The sequence below is a fragment of the Elongatibacter sediminis genome, assembly GCF_037892215.1.
In the GTDB taxonomy this organism is placed as follows: Bacteria; Pseudomonadota; Gammaproteobacteria; order Xanthomonadales; family SZUA-36; genus Elongatibacter; species Elongatibacter sediminis.
Genome location: NZ_JAZHOG010000001.1, coordinates 321358 through 347724, shown reverse-complemented (window position 1 = coordinate 347724; position 26367 = coordinate 321358). Strand labels below are relative to the sequence as shown.

At 63.7% G+C, this 26367-nt stretch carries 23 protein-coding genes; 12 read left to right on the top strand and 11 right to left on the bottom strand.

Annotated elements, in window-relative coordinates; all coding sequences use genetic code 11:
- Positions 1 to 4 precede the first annotated feature (4 nt).
- Positions 5 to 1249: a hypothetical protein gene (locus V3330_RS01390; protein ID WP_354693586.1), complete on the bottom strand. Its 1245-nt coding sequence runs from the start codon at positions 1247 to 1249 to the stop codon at positions 5 to 7.
- A 305-nt stretch (positions 1250 to 1554) separates the two neighbouring features.
- On the opposite strand from V3330_RS01390, the gene V3330_RS01385 reads away from it, so the two are divergent.
- From V3330_RS01385 to V3330_RS01375, 3 genes are all read left to right on the top strand, one after another.
- Complete coding sequence (locus V3330_RS01385; RefSeq protein WP_354693585.1) at positions 1555 to 2073, top strand: hypothetical protein; 519 nt, start codon at positions 1555 to 1557, stop codon at positions 2071 to 2073.
- A gap of 66 nt (positions 2074 to 2139) precedes the next feature.
- Positions 2140 to 3453 (top strand): M24 family metallopeptidase, encoded by a 1314-nt coding sequence (locus V3330_RS01380; RefSeq protein WP_354693584.1) that lies wholly within the window; start codon positions 2140 to 2142, stop codon positions 3451 to 3453.
- A 105-nt stretch (positions 3454 to 3558) separates the two neighbouring features.
- Positions 3559 to 4584, top strand: a complete 1026-nt coding sequence (locus V3330_RS01375) for a zinc-binding dehydrogenase (RefSeq protein ID WP_354693583.1) — start codon at positions 3559 to 3561, stop codon at positions 4582 to 4584.
- Positions 4585 to 4629: 45 nt separating this feature from the next.
- Here V3330_RS01375 and V3330_RS01370 read toward each other — a convergent pair whose 3' ends face one another.
- Positions 4630 to 5757 (bottom strand): OsmC family protein, encoded by a 1128-nt coding sequence (locus tag V3330_RS01370; protein WP_354693582.1) that lies wholly within the window; start codon positions 5755 to 5757, stop codon positions 4630 to 4632.
- Between the two features lies 1 nt (position 5758).
- Positions 5759 to 8173, bottom strand: a complete 2415-nt coding sequence (locus tag V3330_RS01365) for a xanthine dehydrogenase family protein molybdopterin-binding subunit (RefSeq protein ID WP_354693581.1) — start codon at positions 8171 to 8173, stop codon at positions 5759 to 5761.
- A 147-nt stretch (positions 8174 to 8320) separates the two neighbouring features.
- On the opposite strand from V3330_RS01365, the gene V3330_RS01360 reads away from it, so the two are divergent.
- From V3330_RS01360 to V3330_RS01350, 3 genes are all read left to right on the top strand, one after another.
- Positions 8321 to 9154: a glutathione S-transferase family protein gene (locus V3330_RS01360; protein WP_354693580.1), complete on the top strand. Its 834-nt coding sequence runs from the start codon at positions 8321 to 8323 to the stop codon at positions 9152 to 9154.
- A 618-nt stretch (positions 9155 to 9772) separates the two neighbouring features.
- Positions 9773 to 10276 carry a hypothetical protein gene (locus tag V3330_RS01355; protein WP_354693579.1) on the top strand — a complete coding sequence of 168 codons (504 nt, stop codon included), beginning with the start codon at positions 9773 to 9775 and terminating at the stop codon, positions 10274 to 10276.
- A gap of 85 nt (positions 10277 to 10361) precedes the next feature.
- Positions 10362 to 11360, top strand: a complete 999-nt coding sequence (locus V3330_RS01350; RefSeq protein ID WP_354693578.1) for an LLM class flavin-dependent oxidoreductase — start codon at positions 10362 to 10364, stop codon at positions 11358 to 11360.
- A 79-nt stretch (positions 11361 to 11439) separates the two neighbouring features.
- On the opposite strand, the gene V3330_RS01345 is transcribed toward V3330_RS01350, so the two are convergent.
- The gene (locus V3330_RS01345) at positions 11440 to 12984 is read right to left on the bottom strand and encodes a malonate--CoA ligase (protein WP_354693577.1); all 1545 of its coding nucleotides are present in this window, start codon (positions 12982 to 12984) and stop codon (positions 11440 to 11442) included.
- 23 nt (positions 12985 to 13007) lie between these two features.
- On the opposite strand from V3330_RS01345, the gene madL reads away from it, so the two are divergent.
- The 4 genes from madL to V3330_RS01325 all read left to right on the top strand — a co-directional run bounded on the left by madL (position 13008) and on the right by V3330_RS01325 (position 16830).
- On the top strand, positions 13008 to 13418 hold the full coding sequence (madL, locus tag V3330_RS01340; protein WP_354693576.1) for a malonate transporter subunit MadL: 411 nt from the start codon (positions 13008 to 13010) through the stop codon (positions 13416 to 13418).
- Entirely contained in the window at positions 13408 to 14178 is a 771-nt protein-coding gene (gene madM / locus V3330_RS01335) for a malonate transporter subunit MadM (protein WP_354693575.1), read from the top strand. Before madL ends, madM begins: the two co-directional genes overlap by 11 nt.
- Before the next feature lie 61 nt (positions 14179 to 14239).
- On the top strand, positions 14240 to 15517 hold the full coding sequence (locus V3330_RS01330) for an MFS transporter (protein ID WP_354693574.1): 1278 nt from the start codon (positions 14240 to 14242) through the stop codon (positions 15515 to 15517).
- Entirely contained in the window at positions 15514 to 16830 is a 1317-nt protein-coding gene (locus V3330_RS01325) for a metal-dependent hydrolase family protein (RefSeq protein WP_354693573.1), read from the top strand. Before V3330_RS01330 ends, V3330_RS01325 begins: the two co-directional genes overlap by 4 nt.
- A 19-nt stretch (positions 16831 to 16849) precedes the next feature.
- Here the strand turns inward: V3330_RS01325 and V3330_RS01320 are convergent, their stop codons facing one another.
- The 5 genes from V3330_RS01320 to V3330_RS01300 all read right to left on the bottom strand — a co-directional run bounded on the left by V3330_RS01320 (position 16850) and on the right by V3330_RS01300 (position 21330).
- Entirely contained in the window at positions 16850 to 18064 is a 1215-nt protein-coding gene (locus V3330_RS01320; RefSeq protein WP_354693572.1) for a multidrug effflux MFS transporter, read from the bottom strand.
- 180 nt (positions 18065 to 18244) lie between these two features.
- On the bottom strand, positions 18245 to 18673 hold the full coding sequence (locus V3330_RS01315; RefSeq protein ID WP_354693571.1) for a VOC family protein: 429 nt from the start codon (positions 18671 to 18673) through the stop codon (positions 18245 to 18247).
- On the bottom strand, positions 18666 to 19538 hold the full coding sequence (locus V3330_RS01310; protein WP_354693570.1) for an SDR family oxidoreductase: 873 nt from the start codon (positions 19536 to 19538) through the stop codon (positions 18666 to 18668). The genes V3330_RS01315 and V3330_RS01310 overlap by 8 nt, the downstream gene beginning before the upstream one ends.
- A gap of 2 nt (positions 19539 to 19540) precedes the next feature.
- Complete coding sequence (locus V3330_RS01305) at positions 19541 to 20536, bottom strand: Gfo/Idh/MocA family protein (RefSeq protein ID WP_354693569.1); 996 nt, start codon at positions 20534 to 20536, stop codon at positions 19541 to 19543.
- Complete coding sequence (locus V3330_RS01300) at positions 20533 to 21330, bottom strand: SDR family NAD(P)-dependent oxidoreductase (RefSeq protein ID WP_354693568.1); 798 nt, start codon at positions 21328 to 21330, stop codon at positions 20533 to 20535. Before V3330_RS01300 ends, V3330_RS01305 begins: the two co-directional genes overlap by 4 nt.
- A 114-nt stretch (positions 21331 to 21444) precedes the next feature.
- Between V3330_RS01300 and V3330_RS01295 the strand changes: the two genes are divergently transcribed.
- Positions 21445 to 22437: a zinc-binding dehydrogenase gene (locus tag V3330_RS01295; RefSeq protein WP_354693567.1), complete on the top strand. Its 993-nt coding sequence runs from the start codon at positions 21445 to 21447 to the stop codon at positions 22435 to 22437.
- A 33-nt stretch (positions 22438 to 22470) separates the two neighbouring features.
- On the opposite strand, the gene V3330_RS01290 is transcribed toward V3330_RS01295, so the two are convergent.
- Together V3330_RS01290 and V3330_RS01285 are read right to left on the bottom strand one after the other, a co-directional pair.
- Positions 22471 to 23604, bottom strand: coding sequence for a DUF819 family protein (locus V3330_RS01290; protein ID WP_354693566.1), 1134 nt, complete (start codon positions 23602 to 23604; stop codon positions 22471 to 22473).
- A 42-nt stretch (positions 23605 to 23646) separates the two neighbouring features.
- Positions 23647 to 25290, bottom strand: coding sequence for a thiamine pyrophosphate-dependent enzyme (locus V3330_RS01285; protein WP_354693565.1), 1644 nt, complete (start codon positions 25288 to 25290; stop codon positions 23647 to 23649).
- Between the two features lie 177 nt (positions 25291 to 25467).
- On the opposite strand from V3330_RS01285, the gene V3330_RS01280 reads away from it, so the two are divergent.
- Positions 25468 to 26325: a hypothetical protein gene (locus tag V3330_RS01280; RefSeq protein WP_354693564.1), complete on the top strand. Its 858-nt coding sequence runs from the start codon at positions 25468 to 25470 to the stop codon at positions 26323 to 26325.
- The last annotated feature ends 42 nt before the right edge of the window (positions 26326 to 26367 follow it).

Sequence of the window (26367 nt, the reverse complement as noted above, 5' to 3'; positions counted from 1 at the left end):
AACGTCAGGGGACGGCGCTGCGAACGTCCTCGTCGTCGTCGGTCTGATGCTTGCCCTTGGCGCTGACGAAGCGGGCGGACACGGCCTGATCGGTCACGCTCAGCTTGTCCAGTTTGACGTTGACCGACACGATCAGCATGTCGTTGGTTCCGATGTTGACGCCCTTGAAGACCAGCGCGCCGGATTTCTTGTCGGTTTTGCCCTTGCCCTTGAATTTATTTCCGGACAGCAAGGCGGTCGCGTAATCCGTGATGTCCAGTTGCGCGGTGGTTTCGATCAGAAGCGTGTTCTTCTTGAGCTCATCGCCGGAAACGTTGGCGACCCGCACCAGGAACAGCCCATTGCCGCCCTGCGGCAAGGAGGTGGGACCGAGTACGTCCACGGCCACGCCGGTGTAATCGTCGTTGTCCAGGTTGACACCGGCGATCTGGCCGACGGTGAAATCCTGTTCGTCCCGTACTTCGATGGAATAACCGGCATCGCCGTCGATCAGGTAATCGTTCTGTCCGATGACCTGGATCGAGCGTGGAATACAGGCGTCGTCGCCCAGTTGCACCACGTCCGGGTCCACCCTGGCTTCGCCGGGGTCGCTGGATACGATGTGGAAGGTCCGGGGATAGACCGTGCCCAGCGGCATGGAGATCTGGAACAGGTCGGTGCTGCCGTCTTCGGCGGTTACCAGTTGACGCGGGGCCTCGATGACGGGGTTCTGCGGTGCGGAGGCGGGCATGCAGCCGGACGGGTCGCCCCCGGACGGATCGTAGCCATCCGGATCGAATTCAGAAGGATCGTAGCCCGAAGGGTCGCCGCCGGTCGGATCGCCGCCGGTCGGATCGCCACCGGTCGGATCGCCACCGGTCGGATCGCCGCCGGTCGGATCGCCACCGGTCGGATCGCCGCCGGTCGGATCGCCACCGGTCGGGTCGCCGCCGGTCGGATCACCACCGGTCGGGTCGCCGCCGGTCGGATCACCACCGGTCGGGTCGCCACCGGTCGGATCGCCACCGGTCGGGTCGCCACCGGTCGGATCGGTTCCTTCCACGTCGGAACCGGATTTGACCTTGACCGTCGCAGTGTCCGAACCGAGGCTTTCGCGTTCCCCGGCGATATCGAAATCATCCCGTGCGGTGAATTGGGAAAATCCGTCGGCGTACGTCTCGTAAAGTTCAGAGGCCGAGACGCCCGCTTTGGGTACCAGCAGAAAAAGGACAAGGCCATTGGCCACTTTTTTGCGGACGGTTAATTGCATGAGGACCTCGACGGGACCGAATTCCCTTTCAGTGGAGTTGCAAATTAGTCTAGCACACGTTCTGCATTTTGCAGGAACGCGGCTGACGTTGTGCCGCGGCTGTCGTCTCACATCCGGGAGCCTTGTTTTTCATGCGTTCCGGATGGGTGTCGATTTTGCTAGAGTATTGCCTTTTCCAGGCTGCCCTGATCTCCGTGTGCCTCAAATTTCCTGTCGCTGTGATCGCGATGCTCTTGGCCCTGGTGCCGTCGTCGGGGGCGGCGCGGGATGCGTCCTGCCCCTTCGTCGAACTTTCGGAACCCCTCTTGAACAGTGAACGTATTGAACGCTGTTTCGGCAGCTATGGCCTGGAGTTATTGCCCTCCCGCAGTGGGCTGCGGGTCGCTTTGTTATACAGCGGAACGGCTGACCAGCGGATCGCCAGGACCCTGGCGCTGACGGGGTTCGTCCCGGCGCCAGACGCGGACCTGTCGCCCAGCATGCAGCGCATCGAAGCCGGCGCATCCATTGGCAGTACCCTTAAAGCGGCCGGGTGGTCGGTGGGCAAGCAAACCATTGACCTGGAATGGATACCGGTCGGTACCGAAACCCTGGCGTGGACCGGCCTGAATGAACCGAGTGACGGCGCCGGCCTGGCCCTGCACATATACCGCCTCACCGCGGAACGAGGTGGGGAGACACACCTGGTGGCGCGTATTGCGGAACTGCACCATCCCGATTACCTGACCCTGGCCGACCTGGACCGCCTGTTTCCGGAGCGTTTGCCGCCGGGGACGGACGATCGGGCATTCATGCGACAGGTTCGTGAGTTGCTGGCCCGGTGATTTTGCGTCCGTTACTTTTTCCTGCCGAGCCGGTTCGTCCCTGACCCCATTCATAGGAGATACCCCGTGACCCGAGCCATTTTGATACTTGCCGTTTTCCTCTGGGTCGCGCTGTTCACAGCGCCGCCAACCGCCGAGGCCCAGGAAGCGCGCGCCCGCTGGGAACGGATGTGCCAGATCCGGGCGGAGAAATTCGACCTCGTCATGCCTGGCGCGATGACGGCCAACGATCTCGACATGTGGATCGTGGTCATGCGTGAAGGCCTGCTGGATCCGCTGTGGGAAGCACTGGGCCGCGGCTACGTGACCGACTGGGCGTACTACGTGTTCACCCGAAAGGGTGACCGAGTTGAGCGCGCGGCACTCGGGGTCGGGGGTTACCGCCTGGAAGAATGCGGTGTTTACGATCATTTCGGTGGCAAGGACGAATTGCCCGATTACGTCGCCGAACGCGATCCGCAACGGATCGGGGTCAACATGGCCGAAGCCATCGGTGGAGCGGACGGCCTGTCGCACACTTCCTACCTTCACCTGCGCGATATTCTGGGCGAATACGGTAACCGCCTGGTTTCGGCCGAGCGTTTCGTGTCGGATTTCCGTTCGACCCGCACGGCCATCGAAATCGCCGCTTTCGCGGAGGCTGGTGAAATCAGCCGCGAAATCGCCGACCGCGCGTTTTCCAACGAAGTGATCACGCCCGGTGTCACCACCCTGGAAGACGTTGCCTGGTGGATGTCCGACCAGCAGCTCCGCCGCGGGCTGGAATCTTCGTTCGACATGCCGTCGGTCTACGTCACGGGCCCCGATGGCATCGCCGCGGTGTCCAGTGATCGCATCATTCAGCGGGGCGACCTGCTGATGATCGACTGGGGTGTGGGCTTCCTCGATTTCTACACCGACATGAAGCGCATTGCCTACGTGCTGCGTGAAGGGGAAACGGAGGCGCCGGCCGGCTTGCAGAATGCTTTCGACCAGGCAGTGAAAGTCCGTAACATCATGAAACGCACGATCCGTCCGGCGGCCACCGCGCAGATCGCGCTGGATCGTACCTGGGAGGCGATCGAGGCGGCCGGGTTCAACCGGGTCGGATTCAATCAGCCGACCGAAGATCCCGGGGTCACCGATGTCGTCCTCGGACCGCACTCGGTGGGTAACTGGGGACACGGTATCGGCCCGTCGCTGGCGTTTTTCAATCCCAAACAGTTAACATTCGAATTGCGTCCCGGAACGTTGATTTCCATAGAACTTTTCGCCTATACAGCTCATCCGGGCTGGAACAATGCGAAGGTGCGGATTCCACTGGAAGACGATGCCGTGGTGACCGAACGGGGCGTTGAATGGCTGTATCCGGTGGCGGACCGGATTTTGTTGATCAAGTGAGCTTCAACCGATACGGCCCGGAGGGCCAGTGTCCTTGTGATCGAGTCATGCCGTCAGCCTGTTACGCGCAGGAATACGGATAACGACCGTATGAGGGAACGCAATATGCGCGCCGTACGAATGCATGAACACGGAGGGCCTGAAGTCCTTCGCGTGGAGGAAGTCCCGGAGCCGGTTCCCGGCGCAGAGGATCTGTTGGTCCGGATGCGCGCGACGACCGTGAACCACCGTGATGTCTGGATTCGCAAAGGGCACCCACATCCCGCTTACCGCGTCGATCTTCCGGCCATTCTGGGGATCGATATCTCCGGGGAAATTGTGGACAAGGGAAGCGAGGTCGAGGGTTTTGCCGTGGGTGAACGTGTTACGGCCAATCCTTATATTCCCTGTGGAAAATGCGGCTACTGCATTCGCGGGCATTTGCAGAATTGCCCGCGCTTCAGCGTTTTCAACGGCGCTTATGCGGAACTGGTTACGATTCCCGCCCGCCAGGCCGTGAAGTTGTCCGCGCAGGTCTCGAACGTGGATGCGGCCTGTTTTCCAAACACCTACATCACCGCCTGGCAGATGCTGATGGGCAAGGCGGCGCTGACACCGGACGATATTGTTTTCGTCTGGGCCGGTACCAGTGGACTTGGCAGCGCGGCCATTCAGATTGCACGACTCGCCGGCGCAACGGTGATCGCCAGCGCCGGTGGCCAGCGCAAACTCGACGTATTGCGCGGCCTCGGGCCCGATTTCATGGTCGATCACTACCGGCAGGACGTGGTCGAGCGTGTCATGGACATCACCGGTGGCGAGGGTGCAAGCGTGGTTTTTGAACACGTTGGCCAGGCAACCTGGGAGCGTTCACTGGAACTGGCGAGCCCGGGTGGCCGCATCGTCAGCGCCGGGGCGACCAGTGGGGACGACGTGCACATGGACGTCACCCGCATGTTCGTCAAACAGTTGCGGATACTGGGTTCGCGGCTCGGCACCATGGAAGACGCACTGGCGGCCGGTAAGCACCTGAACGCCGGCCACTTCAAACCGCTGGTAGGGGCGACCATTCCGTTTGAAGAAATCTCCGAAGCCCACCGCTTGATGGAAGCCGGAAAGGTAATCGGAAAAGTCGTGGTGACGGCGGACTGAGGTGCCATTCGGGCCCGATTCCGCTCCGCCGGCAACCGGATTGAATCAGGCTCCGGCTGCTCCGGTCCGTTCGCCGACCTCGATTTCTTGTGGTTCACGCAGGGTGGTATGCACGTAGCAGGTCTGCTCGCCCATCTGCACCATTTTCAGGTTGCTCTCGTGGGTGTCTTCGCTGTCCAGGAACACGGCGGTCTCGACCGGTGACGGCGCATCGGCGCAGAACGCGGTGCGTTGGACAATACGATATCCCGACAGCGGCAGCTTGCGGATTTGCGCGTAACGGCCCAACTGGGTCATGAAGCAGAAGGCGATGCCGGCGGACAAGTAGGCCGCCCCGGTCGGGGCCCGCATGTCGTCGCGGTTGCCGCTGGCCAGCAGTACGAAACGGCTGCCGGTGGGCTGGACACACAATGCGCTGATTTCGTGCAGGCCGTCGGGGCGAACCCGTACGTCGGCGGCGATATGAACCGAGCGTTTCTGTTCCCCTTTCAGTCCCACGGCGCCTTCGCTTTCCGTGGCCTCGGCCGCTTTGTGTACCAGCGGTTCGGAGGTGTCGGCGTTGTCTGCCGGTGACAGACCTTCGAACAGGGCGGCGGGATCTCCGGCTTCGCTGAGTGCGCCCGCCGGACTGCCGGGCCAGTCGACGATCTCGCCATTGACGTGCACGAGGAAGCGGCTTGGCAGGTGAGCGGCAAGCGTCGAGGCGACCGGGCTGCCATTGCGCAGCGACTCCGACAGCAGCGACGCCACCGCTTCGCCGGACGCACCCGCAGGCTTCACTTCGATGGAATCGACGCCGGCGGCCATGGTGCCGCGCAGGATCGAACCTTCCATCGTGAAGTGGATGTCCACCCGCAAGGCGAGGTCGTCGCTCGGCACACCCCGGTCCGCAGCGGCCGCCGTGACATCGGCGAGCACACAGGACGCCAGTCCGCCGACGAAATAACCCAGGGGGAAGGGCGCCAGGTCGGTGCCGTTGAGCCAGGGGCCTTCGTCGCACAGCACGCGCCAGGCCTGTTGCGTGGCTTCGTCGATCACCACGGCTTCCTTCTGCATGCCTTCCAGCGCCCGGGTGCAGGTCAGCAGGCCGGGCGGGGCGAGCAGGGCGGCGCTGGCCGCGGCCTGTGGTGGTGTCTCGGCGAGGGGATAGACGATGGGGATGTCGGTGTTCATGTCAGCGTTTCACCTTGACGACGCGGTCGCGGTTGGGTTGGCCGAGAATTTCATGCATGGCCGGCGCGGCGTGGTAGGAGTCGGTGATGACGATTTCCTCGTCCCACAACGCATCCTGGATCGCGCCGGAAATGGCGTGCAGCGGTGCGCCGGCGCTCTCGCCCATGCCCTTGGCGCCGTTGTAGGTAAACGGTGACGGTGACTCGATGTTGGCGTGGGCCACGTCGGGCATGTTCATCGCGGTGATCGGGCAGTAATCGCTGAAGGTCGTGGTCAGCAGATTGCCCTCGGCATCGTACGGAAACTGTTCCATCAATGATGCGCCGATGCCGTGGGCGGTGCCGCCGTACGCCTGGCCTTCGACGATCTTCGGGTTCAGTACCGTGCCGCAATCATCCACCGCGGCGTAGGCCAGAATTTTCGGCCGGCAGGTGTCCGGGTCGATCTCCACCACCACGATGTGCAGCAGGGCCGCGTAGGTCAGGGTCAGGTTGCCGAATTTCCGTTCCAGGTCGGGGACTTCGAATTCGGGCCGAAAGACATTGCGGACGTTGAGGCTGACATCCTTCAGTGAGTCATCCAGCGAGGCGTTGTTGTTGTTCACCAGGTTGGACAGCATCCAATACGGCAGGCTCTGGTCGGTGCCGCGGACCCGCACTTCCGGGCCCTGTTCCCCGGTGGCGAATTCCAGATCGCCTTCGGCGGCTTCCAGCGCATGCGCGGCGAGTTGGCGCATTTCCGCCTTGAGCTTGTCGCAGGCGCCCTGGATGGCGGTCATGCCGGTGACCGCGAACTGACTGGCGTAGGTGCCGGAATGGCCGGCGAAGGTGTTCCAGGCCGTGTCGAAGCCGGGTTGCACGTAAATCGCGTCGGCGGGGATGTTGAATTCCCGGGCGACCAGGTTGGCCGCGGCGGTTTCGTGGCTTTGCCCCGATGGCCCGGTGCCGAGCGTGACCCGGACCGTGCCGTCCAGGGTGACCGCCATCGTACACACCTCGGAATTACCGGAAAACGGCAGGTGCGGATTGATGATGCGGGCCTGGCCGAAATTGTTGGTGCCGGAATCCAGGGTCGCGCCGATACCGATTCCGATGCGGCGGCCCTCGGCCTTGGCTTCGGCTTGCTTGCGTTTCCACTCGTCCCAGCCGATGAGTTCCTTGGCGCGGTCGAGCATGCCGAGGTAATCGCCGGAATCGTAAATGCAGCCGTTGGGTGTCTCGTAGGGGAACTCGCGAATGTAGTTGCGCTCGCGGATCACGTCCAGCGGAATGCCCAGGGTGTGTGCGCACACATCCACGACCCGTTCCATGAACCAGATGTGCTGCATGCGTGAGTAGCCGCGATTGGGCACGACGGGGCATTTGTTCGTCACCGCTTGCTCAAATTCGAACCGCACGTTGCGTAAACCGTACGTTGCCGGGAGAACCTGGGCCCAGATGATGCAGCCGAGGGGCTCGTACCGGGGATAGGCTCCGCAGTCATCGAGGTGGCGGGAGCGAATGCCGGTGATCACACCGTCCTTGCTCACGGCCACTTCGGTGTCCAGGAAGGTGCGCTCGTTGCCGTGGCCGCTGGCCAGCAGGTTTTCCGAGCGGGTCTCGGACCATTTCACCCGCCGCCCGCCCGCCTTGCGCGAAGCCAGCGCCGCGATGGCCATGTACAGGTAGTTCCAGATCTTGTTGCCGAAGCTGCCGCCGATATCGTGGCTGCGGATGTGCAGTTGGTCGGTGCCCAGTCGCAGACCGGGGGCCAGCAACTGCTGCGCGAAGCCGATGAATGAATTGTTGCAGAGGATTTCGACCTTGCCCCGGCGGGTCCACTCGGCGACACAGGCGTTGGTTTCCAGCGGAGTACTGGCGAAGCGGTGAAAATGCAGGCGGCCGATTTCAATCACATGGTCGGCCTCCTCGAAGGCGCGATCGACCTCGCCGTATTCGAATACCTCGCGCCAGATCCGGTTGGTGCCGGCGGTATCGTGCAATACGGTGGTGTCGGTCAGCGCATCCTCGACATCGATGACCGCCGGCAGTACATCGTATTCCACCTCCACCCGCTCGCCGGCATCCGCTGCCAGGGCGGCGGTTTCAGCGACCACGGCAACGACGGGTTCCCCCTGGTAGCGCACCCGATCGACGGCCATGGGGTAATCGGTGATCGCATCCGCCGGCGGTGGCGCGATCTGCATGTACGGATCGCACTGCTCGGCGATTTCCGCGCCGGTCAGCGTGCAGACGACGCCGGGCATGGCTTCGGCGGCCGTGGTATCGATGGCCTGGATGCGCGCATGCGCGTAGGGCGAGCGCACCAGATGCACGTGCAACAGGCCGGGTCCGACCTCATCGTCGGTGAACAGTCCGGCGCCGCGCACCAGGCGGGCGTCTTCCTTGCGGTACAGCGAAGCGGAATCTGAATTCATGATTTTTGGCCCGGATGCGGACATCTTCTCCCGTGAAAGCGGCGTTTATGGTACAGGTTTCCAGACGCATCGCAGGTCGCAGTCGACGCAACGAGGTGTTGCGCACTCGGCAATCCGGATCGCGAATTCATCTGCGAGAATGGAGCCATGAACCTGACTCTATATCACAGCGTGGAATCGACCTGCGCACAGAAAGTTCGCATCGCGATGGCGACCAAGGACCTCGATTGGGAGGAGTTGCGTCTCAATTTGCGCAAGGGCGAGCAGTTCGCGCCGGAATACCTGAAACTGAATCCCAAGGCGGTGGTGCCCACCCTGGTCCATGAGGGCGTGGCCATCCGCGAATCCTCGGTGATCAACGAGTACCTGGAAGACCGGTTTCCGCAACCGCCGCTGCGGCCGGCCGATGCGGCGGCGCGGGCGCGGATGCGCCTGATCGTCAAGATCATCGACGACGAGATTCATCCGGCCATCGGTGTGCTCAGCTATGCGGTGTTCCTGCGTCACCAGATGAATGCCCGCATGACACCCGACGAACTCCGTGAACACTTCCGCCGGGTCACCGACCCGGCCCGTCGGGAACGCCAGCAGTCGACCCATGAAAAAGGGCTGGAATCTCCGGGCGCCGCCGGGGCGGTGGCTGCGCTGCAGCGCTTCGTGGCGCACCTGGACGACTCCCTGGACCAGGCCGCGCAGATCACCGCGGACCGCGAGCCCTGGCTGGCCGGCGATCGGTATTCACTGGCGGACGCCGCCGCGGTGCCTTACATGGTCCGGGCCCGCGCGCTGGGGCTGACGCCGCTTTGGGCCGCCCGCCCGGCGGTCGGTGCATGGCTGCAGCGGGCCGTGGACCACGCGCAGGCGTTGCCGGTGGGCGAGGTTTTCGGCTCGGACGCCTTTCATGCCATGGTGGCGGAATACGCCGAACAGGAGGCTCCGGGTGTCGAGACCCTGCTGAAGGCGACGGCCGAAGTGGGATGATTTCAATCCCCGGCCGGTGTATTTGCATCAGCGAACCGTCAAAAGTGACAGTGTCGCGACAGGCTCAGTGAGCGCAGAATGTGTTTCATCGAACAGAGGGACCGGCGAGGGAACGTCGGGACGCCCGAGGCAGACAGGAGTCAGCCGCAACATCGGGCAGCGATCGGCAGGGAAAGCTGAACGTACCGTGTTCGAATGGCCGCGAGGTCGAACTGTGAATGAGCAAGGGATTGCTCAGGAAGCCAGGGACCGGCTTCCGCGAAGGCGAAGGATCGCCACCCGGTCCGGGAAGGATCGGGGAAAGGCAACGGATTGCCAGGAGCCCGGGCAAGCAGCCCGAGGACCAAATTGAGAATAATGGGCAAGTATGAGCCCGGCTGCCCGCAGCCGGGCTTTTTTGTGAACACTCCCCTGGAATTGATGTTCGCCGGCGCATTTTCCCCGCCCGGGTGCGGTTCCCGCCCCTCCAATACCTCCATGGTTTAGTTATGAACGTTCAGGCCTGAACTTTTGGCTGCAGGCCGCTGGACCATTGGCCCTAAAGCCGATGTGCAGTGTGGTCGGGATCGGTGTTATGGTGCCCTTTCAACACGGGCAGACAGTCACTCGGGAGCGCTCATGGGCAAGTCCTTCGGCGCGAGTATCGATCTCGCGAAACTGATCGACCGCCGGTCGTTCATGCTGGGCATGATGACGGCATTCGGCGAATGCATCGCCGGTGAAGCCAAGCGTTGCGCCTTCAGTCCGCCGTTCTATCCGGACGACTACTTCAGTCTGAAAACCGAGGCCGAGCGGATCGCCGGTGAACTCGGCATCGAACTGTGGTTGGAAGAAAATCCCGAAATTGACGAAGAACACCGCGTGATGTGGTGGGTCATGTACAAGTTTCCGGAAGTGCTCGACGAGTATCAGGCGCTGCGCGAGCAGGGTTGCAACCCTGCCTATGAGTTCGACCGCTTCCGGGATCTGCTCAGTTACGGTTTCGCCTTCGGTGAGAATGCCGAAGCGGTACGTGGTCGCCTGCGGGAGAAAACGGACACCATGGAAACCGTTACCCGGGTGTTGTTCCAGCCCGGCGACTGGCCGGTGCCTCGATCCGCGCGCCGAACGGACGATGCCTGAGGCAGCCGTTCCCCGCGAATGGGCTCACCATATGCGCCGCCCGAACCTGTTTTTTTTACCCTGACTTTTAGATTCGGAGAAATTCATGCGTTTCAGTGTTCGTCTCATCCAGCACCTCGGCACGCCGCGCGAGGTTGTGAACCTGGCCGTTCTGGCCGACCAGATGGGTTTTGACCAGGCCTGGTTTCCCAGCGACAAGTTCATGTACAACGCCTGGTCCATCATCGCGGCGGTGGCCGAGAACACGGAGAACATCGTGGTCGGCGCCAACGGGACCGAACCCTACGCCATTTCCCCGGCCGAAATAGCCGCCTTCATGGCGACCCTGGATCACCTGAGCCAGGGCCGGGTGGCCATTGGCTTCGGCATGCACACCGAAAAAATGGTCAATTGGCTGGGCCACGATACTTCCGACCGACTGCAGCGCATTACCGAGGCCTGCGATCTGATGCGGCGGCTGTGGCGCGGGGAAAATGCGCAATTCGACGGTGATGTCTACCACTGGTCGGACCAGTGCTACATGCGTTTCAAGCCATTCCGTGACGCCATACCGATTTACGTGTCCGGTTTCGCCGATGACGACCTCGAACTGAGCGGTGTGCTCGGTGACGGCAGCCTGCCGATGGTGACGCCGCCGGAAAGCGCATCACTGCAGGCGGAGCGGATTCTGCGCGGCGTGCGCAAGGCCGGCAAGGATCCGACCGAATTCGACATCTGCGGCTGTGCCTGGTTTTCAGTCACCGAAGACGGCCAGGGAACCATGACCGATACGCTGAAGGACGTGCTGGCCTACTTCGGTCACTACATGGACGAGGAAACGCTGGCCACCGTGGGTCTCAGCCAGGCCTCCTTCGCCGAAACGCAGCGCCACGTCGATGCCGGTGATTACGCCGCCGCGCGGGCCGCGGTGACTCCCGAGATGGCGCAACTGGCCATTACCGGGAGTCCGAAGGATGCCATCGCCAAAATCGAAATGCTGGCCGATGCCGGTGTCACCCAGGTGTCCATTGGCGGTCCGCTCGGTCCCGACCCCGCCGCGGCGATACGCCTGATTGGTGAGAAAGTCATTCCGTATTTCCGATGAGCCGCGAGTGAGCCGCGCTGCAGCCGGGCCGTTGCCCGGAAACGCAGGACAGGACTCCGGGTCACGCCGGCCCGGAGGATTACGCGCCGCTGAAGGTGTCGCGGTAGGTTTCCCGAAGCACGTTTTTCTGCACCTTGGCCATGGTGTTGCGCGGAAGTTCATCGACGAAGAACACCCGCTTGGGCACCTTGAACGCGGCCAGGTCCGCACGCGCCCCCCGAATGATGGTTTCCTCATCGAGCGTCGCGGATGCTTGCGGCACGACCACGGCGACCACGCCTTCCCCGAAGTCGTCATGCGGTACGCCGATCACGGCGGATTCACTCACTCCGGCGATGCGATCGATAACGAGTTCGACTTCCTTGGGATAAACATTGAGCCCGCCGGAAATGACCAGGTCCTTGGCCCGGCCGACGATGGACACGTAACCGTCGTCGTCGAACGTGCCCTGGTCACCGGTATTGAAGAAGCCGTCGTCGGTGAAATCCTCAGCGGTTTTGTCGGGCAGGTTCCAGTAGCCCGCGAACACGTTCGGGCCGCGGATCTGCAAGTGTCCGACGGCGCCGTTGGCGACCGGTTGCCCCTGGTCGTCGACCACCCGTGCCTCGACCCCGGGCAGCGGCGGGCCGACCGTGCCGGGCCGACGTTCACCATCGACGGGATTGGACGTGTTCATATTGGTTTCGGTCATGCCGTAGCGTTCCAGAATGCGATGTCCGGTGCGTGCTTCGAAGGCTTGAAACGTCTCGGGCAGCAGGGGCGCGGAGCCGGAAATGAACAGGCGCATGTTGCCGCACACATCACCCGAAAAATCCGTGCGTGCGAGCAGGCGGGTGTAGTAGGTCGGAACGCCCATCATGATGGTGCATTCGGGCAGGTATTCAATGATTTTTCCGGGATCGTAGTTCGGCAACCAACGCATGCTGGCACCGCTGGCGAGCACACAGCCGATGGCCACGAACAGTCCGTGCACGTGGAACATCGGCAGGGCGTGGAGCAAGCGGTCGGAGGCGGAGAACTGCCAGAAGTCGACCAGGGTCTCGGTGTTGCTGATCAGGTTGCCGTGGGTCAGCATGATGCCCTTGGGTGTGCCGGTGGTACCCGAGGAGTAGAGCAGGGCCGCGAGGTCGTCGCGGCTGGCGTCGACCGGTTCGCAACGGACAGGCCCGGCGCTCTCCGGTTGCTCCGCGGCTCCCTCGCTCAGGCTGCCGTGGCCTGCGGCGTCGAGGGTCAGCACCGATCCGGTGCCTGCGGCCTCGGCGATGCCGGCCAGGACCTCGTGTTTGGACGGATCGCAGACCACCAGCGCGGGTTGGGCATCGGCGATGAAATAGCGCAGCTCCGAGGGCGTGTAACCCAGGTTCAGTGGGTGATAGACGAAGCCGCCGCGCAGGCAGGCGAGATACAGGCACAGCGCCTCGGGCGATTTCTCGACCTGCACGGTGACCCGGTCTCCGCGGGACAGTCCGAGTTCACGCAAATACCGTGCGATGCGGGCGGAGTGATGGTCCAGGTCGGTGAAGGTGAACGACTGGCCGGTGTCCGTTTCCAGCAGCGTCCGGTCCGGTGTCGAAGCGTTCCGGTTGCTGAACAGGGCGAATAGATTGACAGGCTTTTTTTGCATCGCAATTACTCTTGTCGGCGGGCATGATGGTTGCCTGGTGCCGGAACGGGTCGGAGGGTGAAATGGTTATCTACGGAGTGGCATTACTGGCCTTTTGCATGCTCGCGGGCCTCATCGTCGGTGAGCTGCTCGGTCGGCTCATCGGTGTCAATGCTAATGTCGGCGGCGTCGGCTTTGCAATGTTATTGCTGATTCTGCTGACGAACCTGTCCCGCTATCGCCTGCAACTCGCGCCGATGACCCAGGAAGGGGTCGGGTTCTGGAGTGCCATGTACATTCCCATCGTCGTGGCCATGGCTGCGAAGCAGGATGTCGTGACGGCTGTGAGCAGTGGCTGGGTCGCGGTGGTCGCCGGTGTACTGGCGGTGGCCGCGAGCTTCGCGATGATTCCGGTGCTGGCGCGCTTCGGCGGCGGTGAAACCGATGATTCCTGACACACTGGTTCAGGTTCTGGGCAAGAATTCGCTGATTACGGCGTTCCTGTTCGTGGGCGTGCTGGTGTGGTTGTCGTATGCTTTCTCGCGGCGATTCACGGCCGGACACATTCATGGATCGGCGATTGCCATCACCGCAGGACTGGGGCTGGCCTATCTCGGTGGCAAGCTGACCGGTGGTCACCAGGGCGTGGCTGATCTGGGCTTGCTTGCGGGCGTGGGGATCATGGGTGGCGCGATGCTGCGTGATTTCGCCATAGTGGCCACGGCCTTCGGTGCCGATCCAAAGTCGATTCGTTCGGCAGGCGTGGTGGGTGCGCTGTCCGTCGTCATCGGGGTCGTGCTTTCGTTTGCCGTGGGCGCCCTGGTGGCGGTTGCCTTCGGCTACCGCGATCCGGTCTCGGTCAGCACCATCGGGGCCGGGGCGGCAACCTACATCGTCGGTCCGGTGACCGGTACGGCCCTGGGGGCGGGGTCGGACGTTATCGCCCTGAGCATTGCCGCGGGCCTCATCAAGTCGGTGCTGGTCATGATCGGAACACCGCTGGTCGCCGGCCGCATCGGTCTCAATAACGCTGTCGCTGCGATGGTTTACGGCGGTTTGATGGGCACGACCAGCGGCGTGGCGGGCGGTCTCGCAGCCACCGATCCGAAGCTGGTGCCCTACGGGGCGATGACCGCGACTTTCTACACGGGTGTCGGCTGCCTGCTGGCGCCCTCCGTACTGTTCTTGCTGACGCGCATGGCCTTGACGGCCTGATGGAGCTCTGGTGCATGGGAACGATCAAGCGAATTTTAGAAGGATTGCGCGGGGTGGCGATGTGAGCGGTCCGCGGATTTATTACGGCTGGTGGATCGTCGTGACGGCGGCCATCGGCATGTCCACAGGGCCGGGGCAATTTGCTTTTGGCGCGCTGGGTCTGTTCATGATCCCGCTGGGAGACGAGTTCGGCTGGAGCCGCACCGAGATCAGCCTTGCGCTGACCTTTTTCACGGTCGCGCTGGCGCTGGCGATTCCCTATATCGGAACCCTGGTCGATCGTCACGGCAGTCGCAATGTGTTGCTGCCGTCGTTTCTGGTGTTCGGTGTGCTGCTGGCCCTGATTCCGGTTTTCGCCGATCGCCTGTGGGTGCTCTATCTGCTGTTCTTCCTGATCGGTTCCCTGGCGGCCGGTTCCAACGCCTTGCCGTACCTGCGCACGATATCGGCGTGGTTCGACCGCCGCCGCGGACTGGCCCTTGGCATTGCGATGGGCGGCAGCGGCATGGGCTACGTGTATGTGCCGCCGGCGGTCCAGTACATGATCGATCACCACGGCTGGCGTTCCGGCTACTTCCTGCTCGCAGTCGTGACCGTGGTCGTGGCGGTACCCCTGGTGTACTTCGTGTTGCGCGAGTCGCCGACGGCCCGCGATCTCGAAGGGGTGGACGAATTGCACTCCGCGCCCATCGCTGCCAATGGCGGCGGTGACCCCGCGCCGTTCGGTGCCCTGCTGCGGCAGCCTCTGCTGTGGCTGCTGTTCGTGATCTTCTGTGGCTTGTCGTTCTGCCTGTACGGCGTTTTGTCGCACCTCGTGCCGATGTTGCGCGACCGCGGCATGGATCCGGGCAGCGCGGCGCTGGTGCAGTCGACCCTGGGTATGGCACTGGTGGTCTCACGCATTCTGATCGGTTACATCGTCGACCGGGTCTTCGCGCCGCACGTCGCGGTGGGCTGCTTTCTGCTGAGTGCGGCCGGCATCGCGCTGCTGGCCTATGGCGCCATCGATGCCGTCGCTTTTCTGGCAGTGGTCGGCATCGGCATCAGCATGGGCGCGGAAATCGACATGCTGGCCTTTCTGACCGGGCGGTATTTCGGGGTGGAGAACTTCGGCCGGGTCTACGGCATATTGTTTACCTCGTTCCTGATCGGCACCTCGCTGGGGCCGGTCGGCTACGGTTACGCTTTCGAAACCCTGGGTTCGTACGACTGGGTTCTGTTTCTGAGCATCGGCCTGATGCTGGCCTCGGCCGTGCTGACGATTCGCTTGCCGCGCTACGAGGACGGGAGGCGTGCGGTGCGCCTCGCGATGGGGAAATCCACGGAGGAAACGACATGAATTGCTTGCGCATATTGATCCTGGCGCTTTGCGGCCTCGCGACGTCCGCTTTCGCGGACACGGTCATCCACGCCGGACGCCTGATCGACGTCGTCGCGGGCGAAGTGGACGAAGCGATGACGGTCACGGTGTCCGGCGACCGGATCGTCTCGGTCGAGCAGGGCTACCGTCCGGCGGCGGAAGGCGAGGAGGTGCTCGACCTGCGCGATCACACGGTGATGCCGGGCCTGATGGACATGCACGTGCACCTGACCACCGAGATGTCGCCGCAGATCCACACCGAGAAATTCCTGATGGAATCAGCCGACTACGCCTATCGCGCCAAAACGTTCGCCGAGCGCACCCTGCTGGCCGGATTCACCACCGTGCGCGAGATGGGTGACCAGGACCGCAACCTCGGCGCTTCGATGCGTCGCGCGATCGAGGCCGGCCACATCCATGGACCGCGGATATTCACCGCCGGCAAAGGGCTGGCGACCACCGGCGGTCTGGCGGACTACTCCAATGGCCTGCGCCATGAATACATGGGTGAGCCGGGGCCGGTCGAAGGGGTGGTCAACGGGCCGTTGTCGGCCCGCCAGGCGGTGCGCCAGCGGTACAAGGACGGGGCCGACCTGATCAAGATCAATCTCACCGGCGGCATCATCAATCGCTCCGGCATCGCGCTGGGTCCGCAGTGGATGCAGGATGAACTGGATGCCGTGGTCGAAACCGCCCGTGACTACGGCATGACCGTCGCCGCGCACGCGGCCAGCCTGGAAGGGATTCAGCGCGGCGTCCGGGCCGGGGTCGATTCCATTGAACACGGCACTTTTCTGGACGCGGCCACGGCCAAACAGATGGCGAAGCAGGGCATCGCCCTGGTGCCCACCATGACGGCGCTGAAGTGGATCGCGGAAAAGGTCGGCAGCGACACCAGCCGCTCGGAAATCGAACGCTCGATGGTGTCGGACATGGGCGGCCGGATCGACCGGGTGCTGGCCCTGGCACGCGAACACGGCGTATGGATCGTGATGGGCAGTGATGCGGGCGTGTTTCCGAACGGCATGAACGCCGATGAGTTCGTCTACATGGTGAATGCCGGGATGCCGCCCATGGAGGCCATCCGGAGCGCGACCCTCGAGGCGGCGAAACTGCTGCGTATCGAAGAGCGGGTGGGTTCGCTCGAGGCCGGCAAGACAGCGGATATCGTCGCCGTGTCCGGTGATCCGCTGGACGATATCGCCGTGTTGCGGAACGTGGCCTTCGTCATGAAGGACGGCGTGGTCTACAAACGGGGCGGTGCGGTCATCAAGACGATTGGTGACGGCTGAATCGCGGTACCCGCCTTCGCTACCGGCCGGCGTGATCCGCCGAACCGCGGGTGCGAAATCCGAAGGACGCCAGCAGCGCGCCGACGGAGAACAGCGCCAGCACCGATGCCAGCAACGGCAGCGTGGCCTCGAACAGGCTGCCCGCCACGAAATTCAGCAGTGCCGCGCCCATGGACTGCACCAGCACGAACAAGGCCGACGCGGTGCCGGCGGCGTGCGTGAAGGGTGTCAACGCCTCGCCTGCCGCCAGGCTGACCACGAGGCCGGTGCCGAGGCTGGCCACCACGACACAGGGCAGGATCAGCAGCAGAGGCGGCTCAGGCAGCACGGACATGGCGAAGATCGCACACCAGCCGGCGCAGGCCGTCAACAGTCCGGCGCCGATGCTGCGGTCCACGCCCAGTCGCGGCGCGACCGCCCAGACCAGGTAGAACCCACCCGCGATGGTGGCGTTGAACACCGTCAGCAGCAGGCCGTTCTGGCTTGAATCGAAGCCGAATCGCGCTTCAGTGATGTAGCTGTAATTGGACAGAAAAAACAGCAGCGCGCCGAACAGGAACATGTTGGTCAGGGTGTGCCGCAGAAACACCGGATGAGACAGCACGGCCGTCCAGCGACGGCCCCTGGGATTGGCGCCGTCGTCCTCCGGCCGGGTTTCCCGCAACCAGATGAAACTTGCCGCCCAGATGGCGCTGGCGCCGCACATCATGACAAAGAAGTTTGCGCGCCAGTCGAAATAGCCGCTTAACAGCCCGCCCGCGATCGGGGCCAGCACCGGCACCCACACCATGATCAGGAACATGCCGGCGATGGCTTTGGTGGCGTCCTTGGAGCCGTACACGTCGCGCAGCACCGCACGGGCGATGATGGCCGTCGACGAGGCACAGAAACCCTGCGCGACGCGGAACACGAACAAGCCGGTAATGGTCGGTGACAGCAGGCAGCCGAGCGCGGCCAGCACGTATCCGCCCACGCCCAGCAGCATGACCTTGCGCCGCCCGATGCGGTCGGCCAGCGCGCCCCAGATGAAGGGGCCGAAACCGTAACCGAGCAGAAACAGGGTCATCAGGGTTTTGACGGCTTCGGGGGTGGTGCCGAAATCCCGGGTCACCGAGGGCATGGCGGGTGCGAAAAAATCCATCGACAGGGTCGACAGCGCGCCGGCCAGCGCCAGGATGAACTGGATGCGCAGACGGCGCATTTCCGGATGACCGGTGTCGGGCTTTGACGGCATCAGCGTTGGGCCTGGTTGCGGACGGGGCGGCGCGCGGCCTCGGTGCCACACGCCCGGTACCAGCCCGGATATTGCATCAGGGCCAGCGGGTGTGACACCAGTCTAGCGGCGGGCTTTTCATCGCACCAAGAAACTTTTTAGGGCCGGTGCCCCGCGGCCGGGCATCCGGTCATCGCTTGCTCACGGTTCATACTCGACCCGGCACACGCCCCCCCGGGTCTGCATGCTCTCCGGGGTGTACTGCTGGATTTCGATGAAGATGCCATTGGGGTCGTGGCAGCTGATCATCCGGGTCAGGTCCTTTTCCAGCACGGGTTCGTCGGTCGCGATGCCGGCCCGGATCATGGCCCGGTGGATGGCCTCGATGTCGTCGACCTCGATGGCGAAATGGCGTAATACTCCGGCCGGCTGCGGGTCGCGAACGTGGATGACCTCGACATAGGTCGGGCTGCCGGGAAACGCCAGGTAAAACCCCACCACTTCGTCGTGCTGATTGCGGAAGTCGTAACGGCGCTCGAGGCCCAGTACGGCATAGAAGGCCTCGGTGGCCTCCAGGTCGGGCGTCTCGATGCAGACGTGTGCGAGTCCGGTGGTGAATGTTTCAGTCATGGTCTTTGCCCTCGCTCCACCAGTCCGCACCGGCCACGCCACGCAGGAAGGCGTCGCGTCCGGCGTCGTCCTGGGCGAACATTTTCCCCAGTACCATTTCGGCCACCTCGTCGGCGGGCCAGCGTAGCCGCGACTCGTCGGAATGGGCGATTTTCACATACAGCTCGCCGATCCGGCGGGCCGGATAGGCCTTGCTCAGGCTGTCGCGAACGGCTTCCAGGCGGCTTTCCACCAGCGGCCGGTACGGGGAATCCGGCGGATAGTCCGGCGGCAGCAAGCGGTCGTTGTTCAGGCTGTCGTCGAAGATGCCGGTGGCGTACATGCCACCCTCGACCAGCGCCACCCGGATACCCCAGCGGTCCACCTCGTGACGCAGAGCCTCGGTGGCGCCTTCCAGGCCGAATTTGCTGGCGCTGTAGGGCAGGTCGCCGGGCAGGCCGGCAATGCCGGACAGCGAACTCATCATGATGATGCAGCCGCTGCCTTGCGCGCGCATCTGCGGCAGCACGGCGCGGGCCAGCAGCAGGGGGCCGGTGAGGTTGGTTTCGATTACGTCGCGGAGATCCTGTTCGCTGACATCTTCCAGTGAACCCGGCCGGATGATGCCGGCGTTGTTGACCAGCACATCCAGGCGGCCCGATTGGTCGATGATGTCAGCCAGGACGGCGGTGAAAGTTTCCGCACGGGTGACGTCAAGGGTGACCAGGTTCAGGGTGAGGCCTTCGGCCTGCGCCGCCTGCGTCAATCCCTCGGCCCTGGCCGGGTCGCGCACCCCGGCATATACCGTGTCGCCATTGCGGGCGAAGGCGAGGGCGCCTTCCAGGCCCAGGCCGCTGCCGGCCCCGGTAATCAAGACAGTCGCCATGTTCAGTCCTCCATTGGATAACGCAGGCCAATCCGGGCGCGAATGGTGTCCAGGGTGCGCATGATCTGCAGCGTCTCGTCCAGCGGCATGCGCGAACTTTCGGTCCGGCCCTGGCGGATGCAGCGTGCCGCTTCCTCGGCTTCGAACTGGTAGCCGTTGCCGGCGAACGGCAGGTCCAGGTGTTGCTCGTCGGCGCCGTCGAGTTTCAGGGTCAGGCCCCGTGGCGCGAACACCGGGGGGTGGATGTGGATGCTGCCGCGTTCGCCCGCGATCATCACATCGGGTGAGCGTTTGGCCTGCAGAGAGACGTACAACTGCGCGGTGGAACCGTCGGCGTGCTCGAGCAGAACCGCGTCGTGCTCGTCCACGCCACTGTCGCCGATTCGTCCCGTGGCCATGATCTGCTCGGGCTGGCCGAACAGCCACGAAGCCCATGACACGAGATACACGCCGGCATCGAGCAGAACTCCGCCGCCGAGGTCCGGCCGAAACAGGTAATCGTCCGGGTCGAACGGCGGCATGAAGGCGCCGCCGGCCACCATCAGCCGCGAACGGCCCAGCACGCCCTCGTCGAGCAGTTCACGCAAACGGGTCACGGCCGGCAGATAGCGGGTCCACATTGCTTCCATCAGGAAACGGTTATGGGCGCGGGCCGCGGCGACCATGCGTTCGGCCTGTTTCGCGTTGATGGCGAATGGTTTTTCGCACAACACGTGTTTGCCCGCTTCCAGGCAGGCGAGGGTGTCGTCGCAGTGCATTGCGTGCGGGGTCGCGATGTACACCAGTTCCACGTCCGGGTTGGCCAGCATGCGGTCCAGGCCTTCGGTGGCGTCGGGCACGGCGAAGTCCGACGCGAAGCGGTCGGCGGCGTCCTGGCGGCGGGAGGCGACTGCCTGCAGGCGAATGGACGGTGCGTGCTTCAGGCCTTCGGCGAAGTCGCGTGCCATGCGCCCGGTGCCGAGAATACCGAGTCTGACCGGCTGATCCTGCGGGCTCATGCGTCCGCCCCCTTGACCGAGTAGCCGCCGTCCACGGCCAGCACCTGTCCGGTGACGAACGAAGCGTCCGGCCCGGCGAGAAAGGCGATGGCGGCCGCGATTTCCGGTGGTTCGGCGATCCGTCCCAGCAGACCATAGCCGCGGGTCATGTCGCGGATCTCCCCGGCGGTCACGCCTTTCGCGGCCATTGCGTCGAGGTGGAAATCGGTCAGCGTATTGCCGGGGCACACGGCATTGACCCGAATGCCGGATTCGCCGTATTCAGCCGCCAGGCTGCGGGTCAGGCCGAGCACCGCCGCTTTGCTCATGTCATAGAGCGTCATGCCGGTGGTGCCCACGAGGGCATTGACCGAAGACACGAATACGATTGAACCGCGGTCCTGGTCGAGCAGGGCGGGCAGGGCGGAACGCGCGCAGTACGCGGTTCCGTTCAGGTTGACTTCGAGGATGCGCTGCCAGTCTTCCGGCGCCGTGTCGGTGAGGGTTCCACCGATCTGCACGCCCGCGTTGGCGACCAGGGTGTCCAGCCGGCCCCAGGCGGAACGGATCTGCCGGACGGTGTCGTCACAGGCCGGGGCATCGGTGATGTCCAGGGTCGTGGTCAGAACTTCGCCGCCCGCTTCGCGAATTTCCCTTGCGGTCTCCGCAAGTCGGTCCGGGTCGCGGTCGGTCAGTGCGACCCGGTAACCTTCGCCGACCAGCCGGTACGCGCAGGCACGCCCGATACCGGCGGCGGCCCCGGTGATCCAGGCAACGGGTGCGGTTGATTGGCTTTTCGTCGTACTGTCTGTCATTGATGCACTTCCGCTTTGAAGGCGTTTTAGTTTATATATTTACTATTTGCCCTGCTATGGTAGTCTCGATGCCTGTCTGCTGCAAACGGAGTCCCTGAAAATCAGGAGTTGTCGATGGCGCGTCGCATCATATTTCCCCGTCGGGGTGAGGTGGCTTTGGTCGACTTCGAGCCGGGTTCGCCGGCTCCCGGTGAAGTCCGCGTGGCGACCCGTTACTCACTGATGAGTATCGGCACCGAGACCACGATCCTGCACGCCCGCTATGCTTCCGATTCGCATTTCGCGCGGATGTTTTCGTTCCCCCAGATCAAGACCGGCGTGCAGGCCGTGGGTCGGGTCGAGGCAGTGGGCGAAGACGTCGACGAATTTCAGCCGGGCGACCGGGTATTCATGCGCCAGGCGCACGGCTCGCACCAGGTGCTGCCCGCCGCGGCCTGCTCGCGGGTGCCTGCCGCGATGGATTCCCGACAGGCCTGCTGGGCGGGCCTGGCCAAAACCGCGTTCCGCGCCGCGTGGGCCGCTCCGTTCGTGCGCGGCGGTCATGTCCTGATCATCGGCGCCGGACCGGTGGGGCAGATGGCTCTGCGTTGGGCACATGCGGCACGATGCGCGACCATCGCCGTGGCCGACCTCGCTGATTTCCGCCTCGGGCACGCCCGCCGGGGCGGCGCGACCCGGACCTTTACCGGGCCGGTCACCGATCACCGCGACGCCATCGGGGCCTTGTTCGAAGGTGGTGGTCCGCCGGTCACTGTCGATACCACCGGTAATGCCGAGGTTTTTCGCCAGGCGCTGTCGGTGACCGCACGGTACGGCAAAGTGGTGCTGCTGGGCGACACCGGTTATCCCGGCCGCCAGTGCCTGACATCCGACCTGATGACGAAAGGGCTGACCGTGCAGGCCACTCACGACAGTCACGACCGGGATGGCTGGACACAACGCCGGATTGATCGGCTGTTCTTCGACTGCGTGCGTCGTGGGCGCTTTGAACTGCGCGGTCTGATCACCCGGGTTTTCGCTCCGGATGACTGCGCGCAGGCCTACGCATTGGCCGAATCCGACCGTGGCACCGCCCTGGGATTGCTGTTCGACTGGTCCGGTGATTAGTGAGTCAGGCCAGGGGTCAGAGAAGCATACGGGTCAGGCCAGGAAGGTCGCGACCGCCACCCCGATGAAAGTACCGATCACGTAGCCGAATACCCCGACCATGATGGCCGGGGTCACCAGGCTGCGCCAGCCCTGGGAGATCGCGATGGCAGCGGTGACCGCAGGTCCGACCAGGGCGGCGCCCGAGGCCACGATGGCTTCGGCCAGATCCACTTTCATCAGCCGGGCGACGCCGAGCACGATGCCCAGATGCACGATGATGATGAACATGCCGTAGATGAAATACCGCAAGGCCGGTCCGGCGAACTCGGTGAAGTTGGTGCTCGAGCCCACCATGGCGAAGAACAGGTACATCAGAATCATGCCCATCTCGAATTCGCCCTGCAGCGCATCCATGGCACGCGGGAAGAGATTGGCCACGACGATGGTCAGGACGGTGACGAACAGGATGTTGTACTGCGGGTGGCCGATGGCTTCGCCGATGGTCGACGCGATCGTGCAGATACCGAAGCTGAGCGCGATTGCGCCGGTCAGGTGGCGCAGGCTGAGCCGCGGCCGCTGATGGGCCGGCTGGCCGGCGTCATCGGTGGCGTTGTCGCCGTCGTGACTGGCCAGCGGCAGAAAGCGAACGACCAGGCGGATCGAAGGCAGGGTGATGAGCATCAACAGCGCCAGAATGCTGACGAAACTGCTTGCGCTCAGGGCCGAGGCGAACTCCGTTTTGGACATTTCCACGACCTGCGACACGGCCAGGAAATTCATCGCGCCGCCGACATAGCCGGCCGTGTAGGTGCCGGCGACCTTGGCGCCGACTTCGCCGAAACCCATCAGCAGAAAGCCGCCCACGGCCGCGATCACGGTGGCGGCGCTGGCGACCATGAAGGTGATGATGACCTTGCCGCTCTCGCGGATGATCTTGCGGATGTCGGCCTTGAACAACAGCAGCGGGATGGCCAGGGAAACCATGTAGCCGCCGACGAAGTCGTAAACCGGGGCTTCGTACGGGATGAGCTTGAAGTGGGACAGCACCATGCCGCCCACCAGCACCCACACCACGCCGGAAGTCTTGCGGCCGATGGGATGCTGGTCGATCCAGAATCCCAGATAGGCCAGCGCGAACAGCGCCGTGCCGAGTCCGAATACGTTTTCCGCGGATATCAGTGGCACGGCGCTCTCCCTCAGTAAGTGGTCAGACTAGCCGGTTCGGCCTCAATCACACAAACTCCGGCGATTCTGTGGCATCAGGATGAATGGCCAGGGCGTGGGCATGCGTTCGGTCACGGTGACCTCGATCAGGGTGGGTCCGTCCTCGTTGAACGCACGGGGCAGGGCCGCGGCCAATTCCGCCGGGTTGCCGACGCGGTATGCCCCGGCGCCGAAGCTTTCGGCCATTTTGACGAAGTCCGGGTTGGTCAGGTCGGAGCAGATGCGGCGGCCGTCGAACCATTCGTCCTGCTGTCGCTGGACGTTGGAAAAGGTGTTGTCGTTGAAAATCACCGTGACCAGGTTGAGACCGTAATGCACCGCGGTGGCGAGTTCCTGCATCGTGAACATGAAGCCACCGTCACCGCTCACCTGCACCACCGCCTTGTCCGGATGTGCGGCCGCAACACCCAGCGCGGTCGCGAAGCCGTATCCGAGGGTGCCCTGCTGGCAGGCTGAAATGAAATGCCGTGGCTCGTACACCGGAAAGCCATACCACGAGGCGAAGCCCACCTGGGTGACCTCGTCGACGAAGTAACCGTCACGGGGCAGGGCGGCGCGAATGGTGTCGAGGTAGGCCATCTGGGGCGCGATTTTCTCGCGCAGTTGGGCGCCGATGCCTTGCTTCAGATTGCGAAGTTCTTCCTCGCGTGAAGCCGCGGCGTCACCGGTGCGCTCCAGTTCTTCGGCCAATGCGGCCAGTACGGCCCTGGCGTCGCCGACGATACCCACGTCCGGTTCGGCAATGCGGGTCAGTTCCACCGGATCGATGTCCACGCGAACCAGTTTCAGGTCGCCGTCACGGCCCCACATGGTCAACGGCATTTTCAGCCGGGTACCGACCGCGAGCACGGCATCGGCCTCACCCCAGAGACGATGACCCGCCGGCAGGTTCTGGCTCAGATAGTGATCATCGGAGACCACGCCCTTGCCCTTGCGCTTGGCGACGACCGGGGCCTGCAGCCGTTCCGCGATCGCGAGCAGTTCAGTGCCGGCGTCGAGTGCGCCGCCGCCGATCACGATCAGGGGTCGCCGGGACTTTGCGAGCAGTTGGGCGGCTTCCCGGATCTGGTCGGTATTCACGGGGGGCGGAGGGGGCGGTTGGGTCGCCCGGGGTTGCGCCACTTCGGCACTCGCCCCCATCACGTCCATCGGCATTTCCACTTCCACCGGGCGGACGCGGCCGGAACGGAGTTCGCTGAAGGCCTGGTCCATGATCGCGGCGGTCTGGGTCGGGTGATTGATGCGCTCCGCCCACTTGGTGATGTGGCGCACCATACCGAGCTGGTCGGGGATTTCGTGCAGGTGGCCGTAGCCGCTGTCGATGCCTTTGAGGTGCACCTGTCCCGAAATCGCCAGCACCGGTGATCCACAGGCCCAGGCGGTGCACAGCGCGGCCGTGCTGTTGAGCAGGCCGGGGCCGGGAACGACGGTGTAGGCGCCTACCTTGCCGGTGGACTGCGCGTAGCCGAAAGCCATGTAAGCGGCACCCTGTTCATGGCGGCTGTGAATCAGCCGTGGTGCATCGTCGAGACGGTAGACGGAATCGAACAGATGGTCGAGCTGGCCGCCGGGAAGCCCGAAGAGGGTGTCGACCCCATTGGCGGTCAGTGATGCGACGATGGCGTCGGCGCCCGTCATGTTTGGCATGCGTGTGCTCCAGTGGGCCCGCCAGCGGACCTGCAGGTAATGATAGTTTACATGTAAACAGAATAGCCTGAAGCATGATGTGTGTCAAAGCCAAAAATCGGCGGAACTGTTACTCTTCGAGCCCCGATACGATCGCTTCGAGGGCCTGGTATGCGCCATCTCCGTTCCGGAATCAAATTGATTGGAGCCAACCGGTTCATGCTGATGTTCCTGCTGGTTTCACCTACGGGGTTGTCCGCCCAGCAAGCCGACGTGACGTTCTTCGTCATCGGCAAGCACGCGTCGTTCGAGCAGGAGGAAACCGGCGGCTTGCAGCCCGTGGACTTTTCGTTCTTCTCGGAGATATTCCTGAGCGCGAACGGTGATGCGAGTGACGCCGTGCTCACCCTTCCGACCGGAGCGCGTTTCAAATACCGTGACCTGCGCGGTGTCGAGGGCGGTGAGCGCGACAATCTGCTGCTGGTATCCGGCAAGCGTCGTTACCCGTCGTTCGCTGAGTTGCAGCACGATTATCCTGACGGCCAGTACACGATTTCTTTCGAAACGCCCGGCGGCCGGGTGAACAATGCCTCGTTGGTGTTTACGGGCAATGCGCTGCCCGAAGCGCCCCGTATTCTGCCGAGACAGGCGGGCAAGCCCGTCTGTTCCGTGGTCGATCCGTCGTTGCCCCTGACCGTGTACTGGTCTCCATTCGTGGCGGGCACTTCGGATTCACAGGGCATTCTTGATGATCTGGTCTTTGTCATTCTGACGGACGACGAGGGTCATCGCGTCGCTCATAGCGGGCGGCCGTTCGAGGGGCAGCCCTACCTGACGTATCAGGCCAGGTCTTTCGAAATACCGGTCGGCACGATGGAGGCGGGCCGCGCCTACCGGCTGACGGTGGAGCACGCGATTCTCGACGATACGCGGTTCGTATCCGACATACCGGCGATGACCACGCGAGCGGTAACCACCGGGATCAGTTTCAAAACTGCTGCAAACGACGTTGATGCCGCCGACTGTCATCCGGCCAATCGCGGTGAGGTCGATTGAAATGAGTAACGGTACGGCCCAAAAAAAACGCCGCCCGACCGG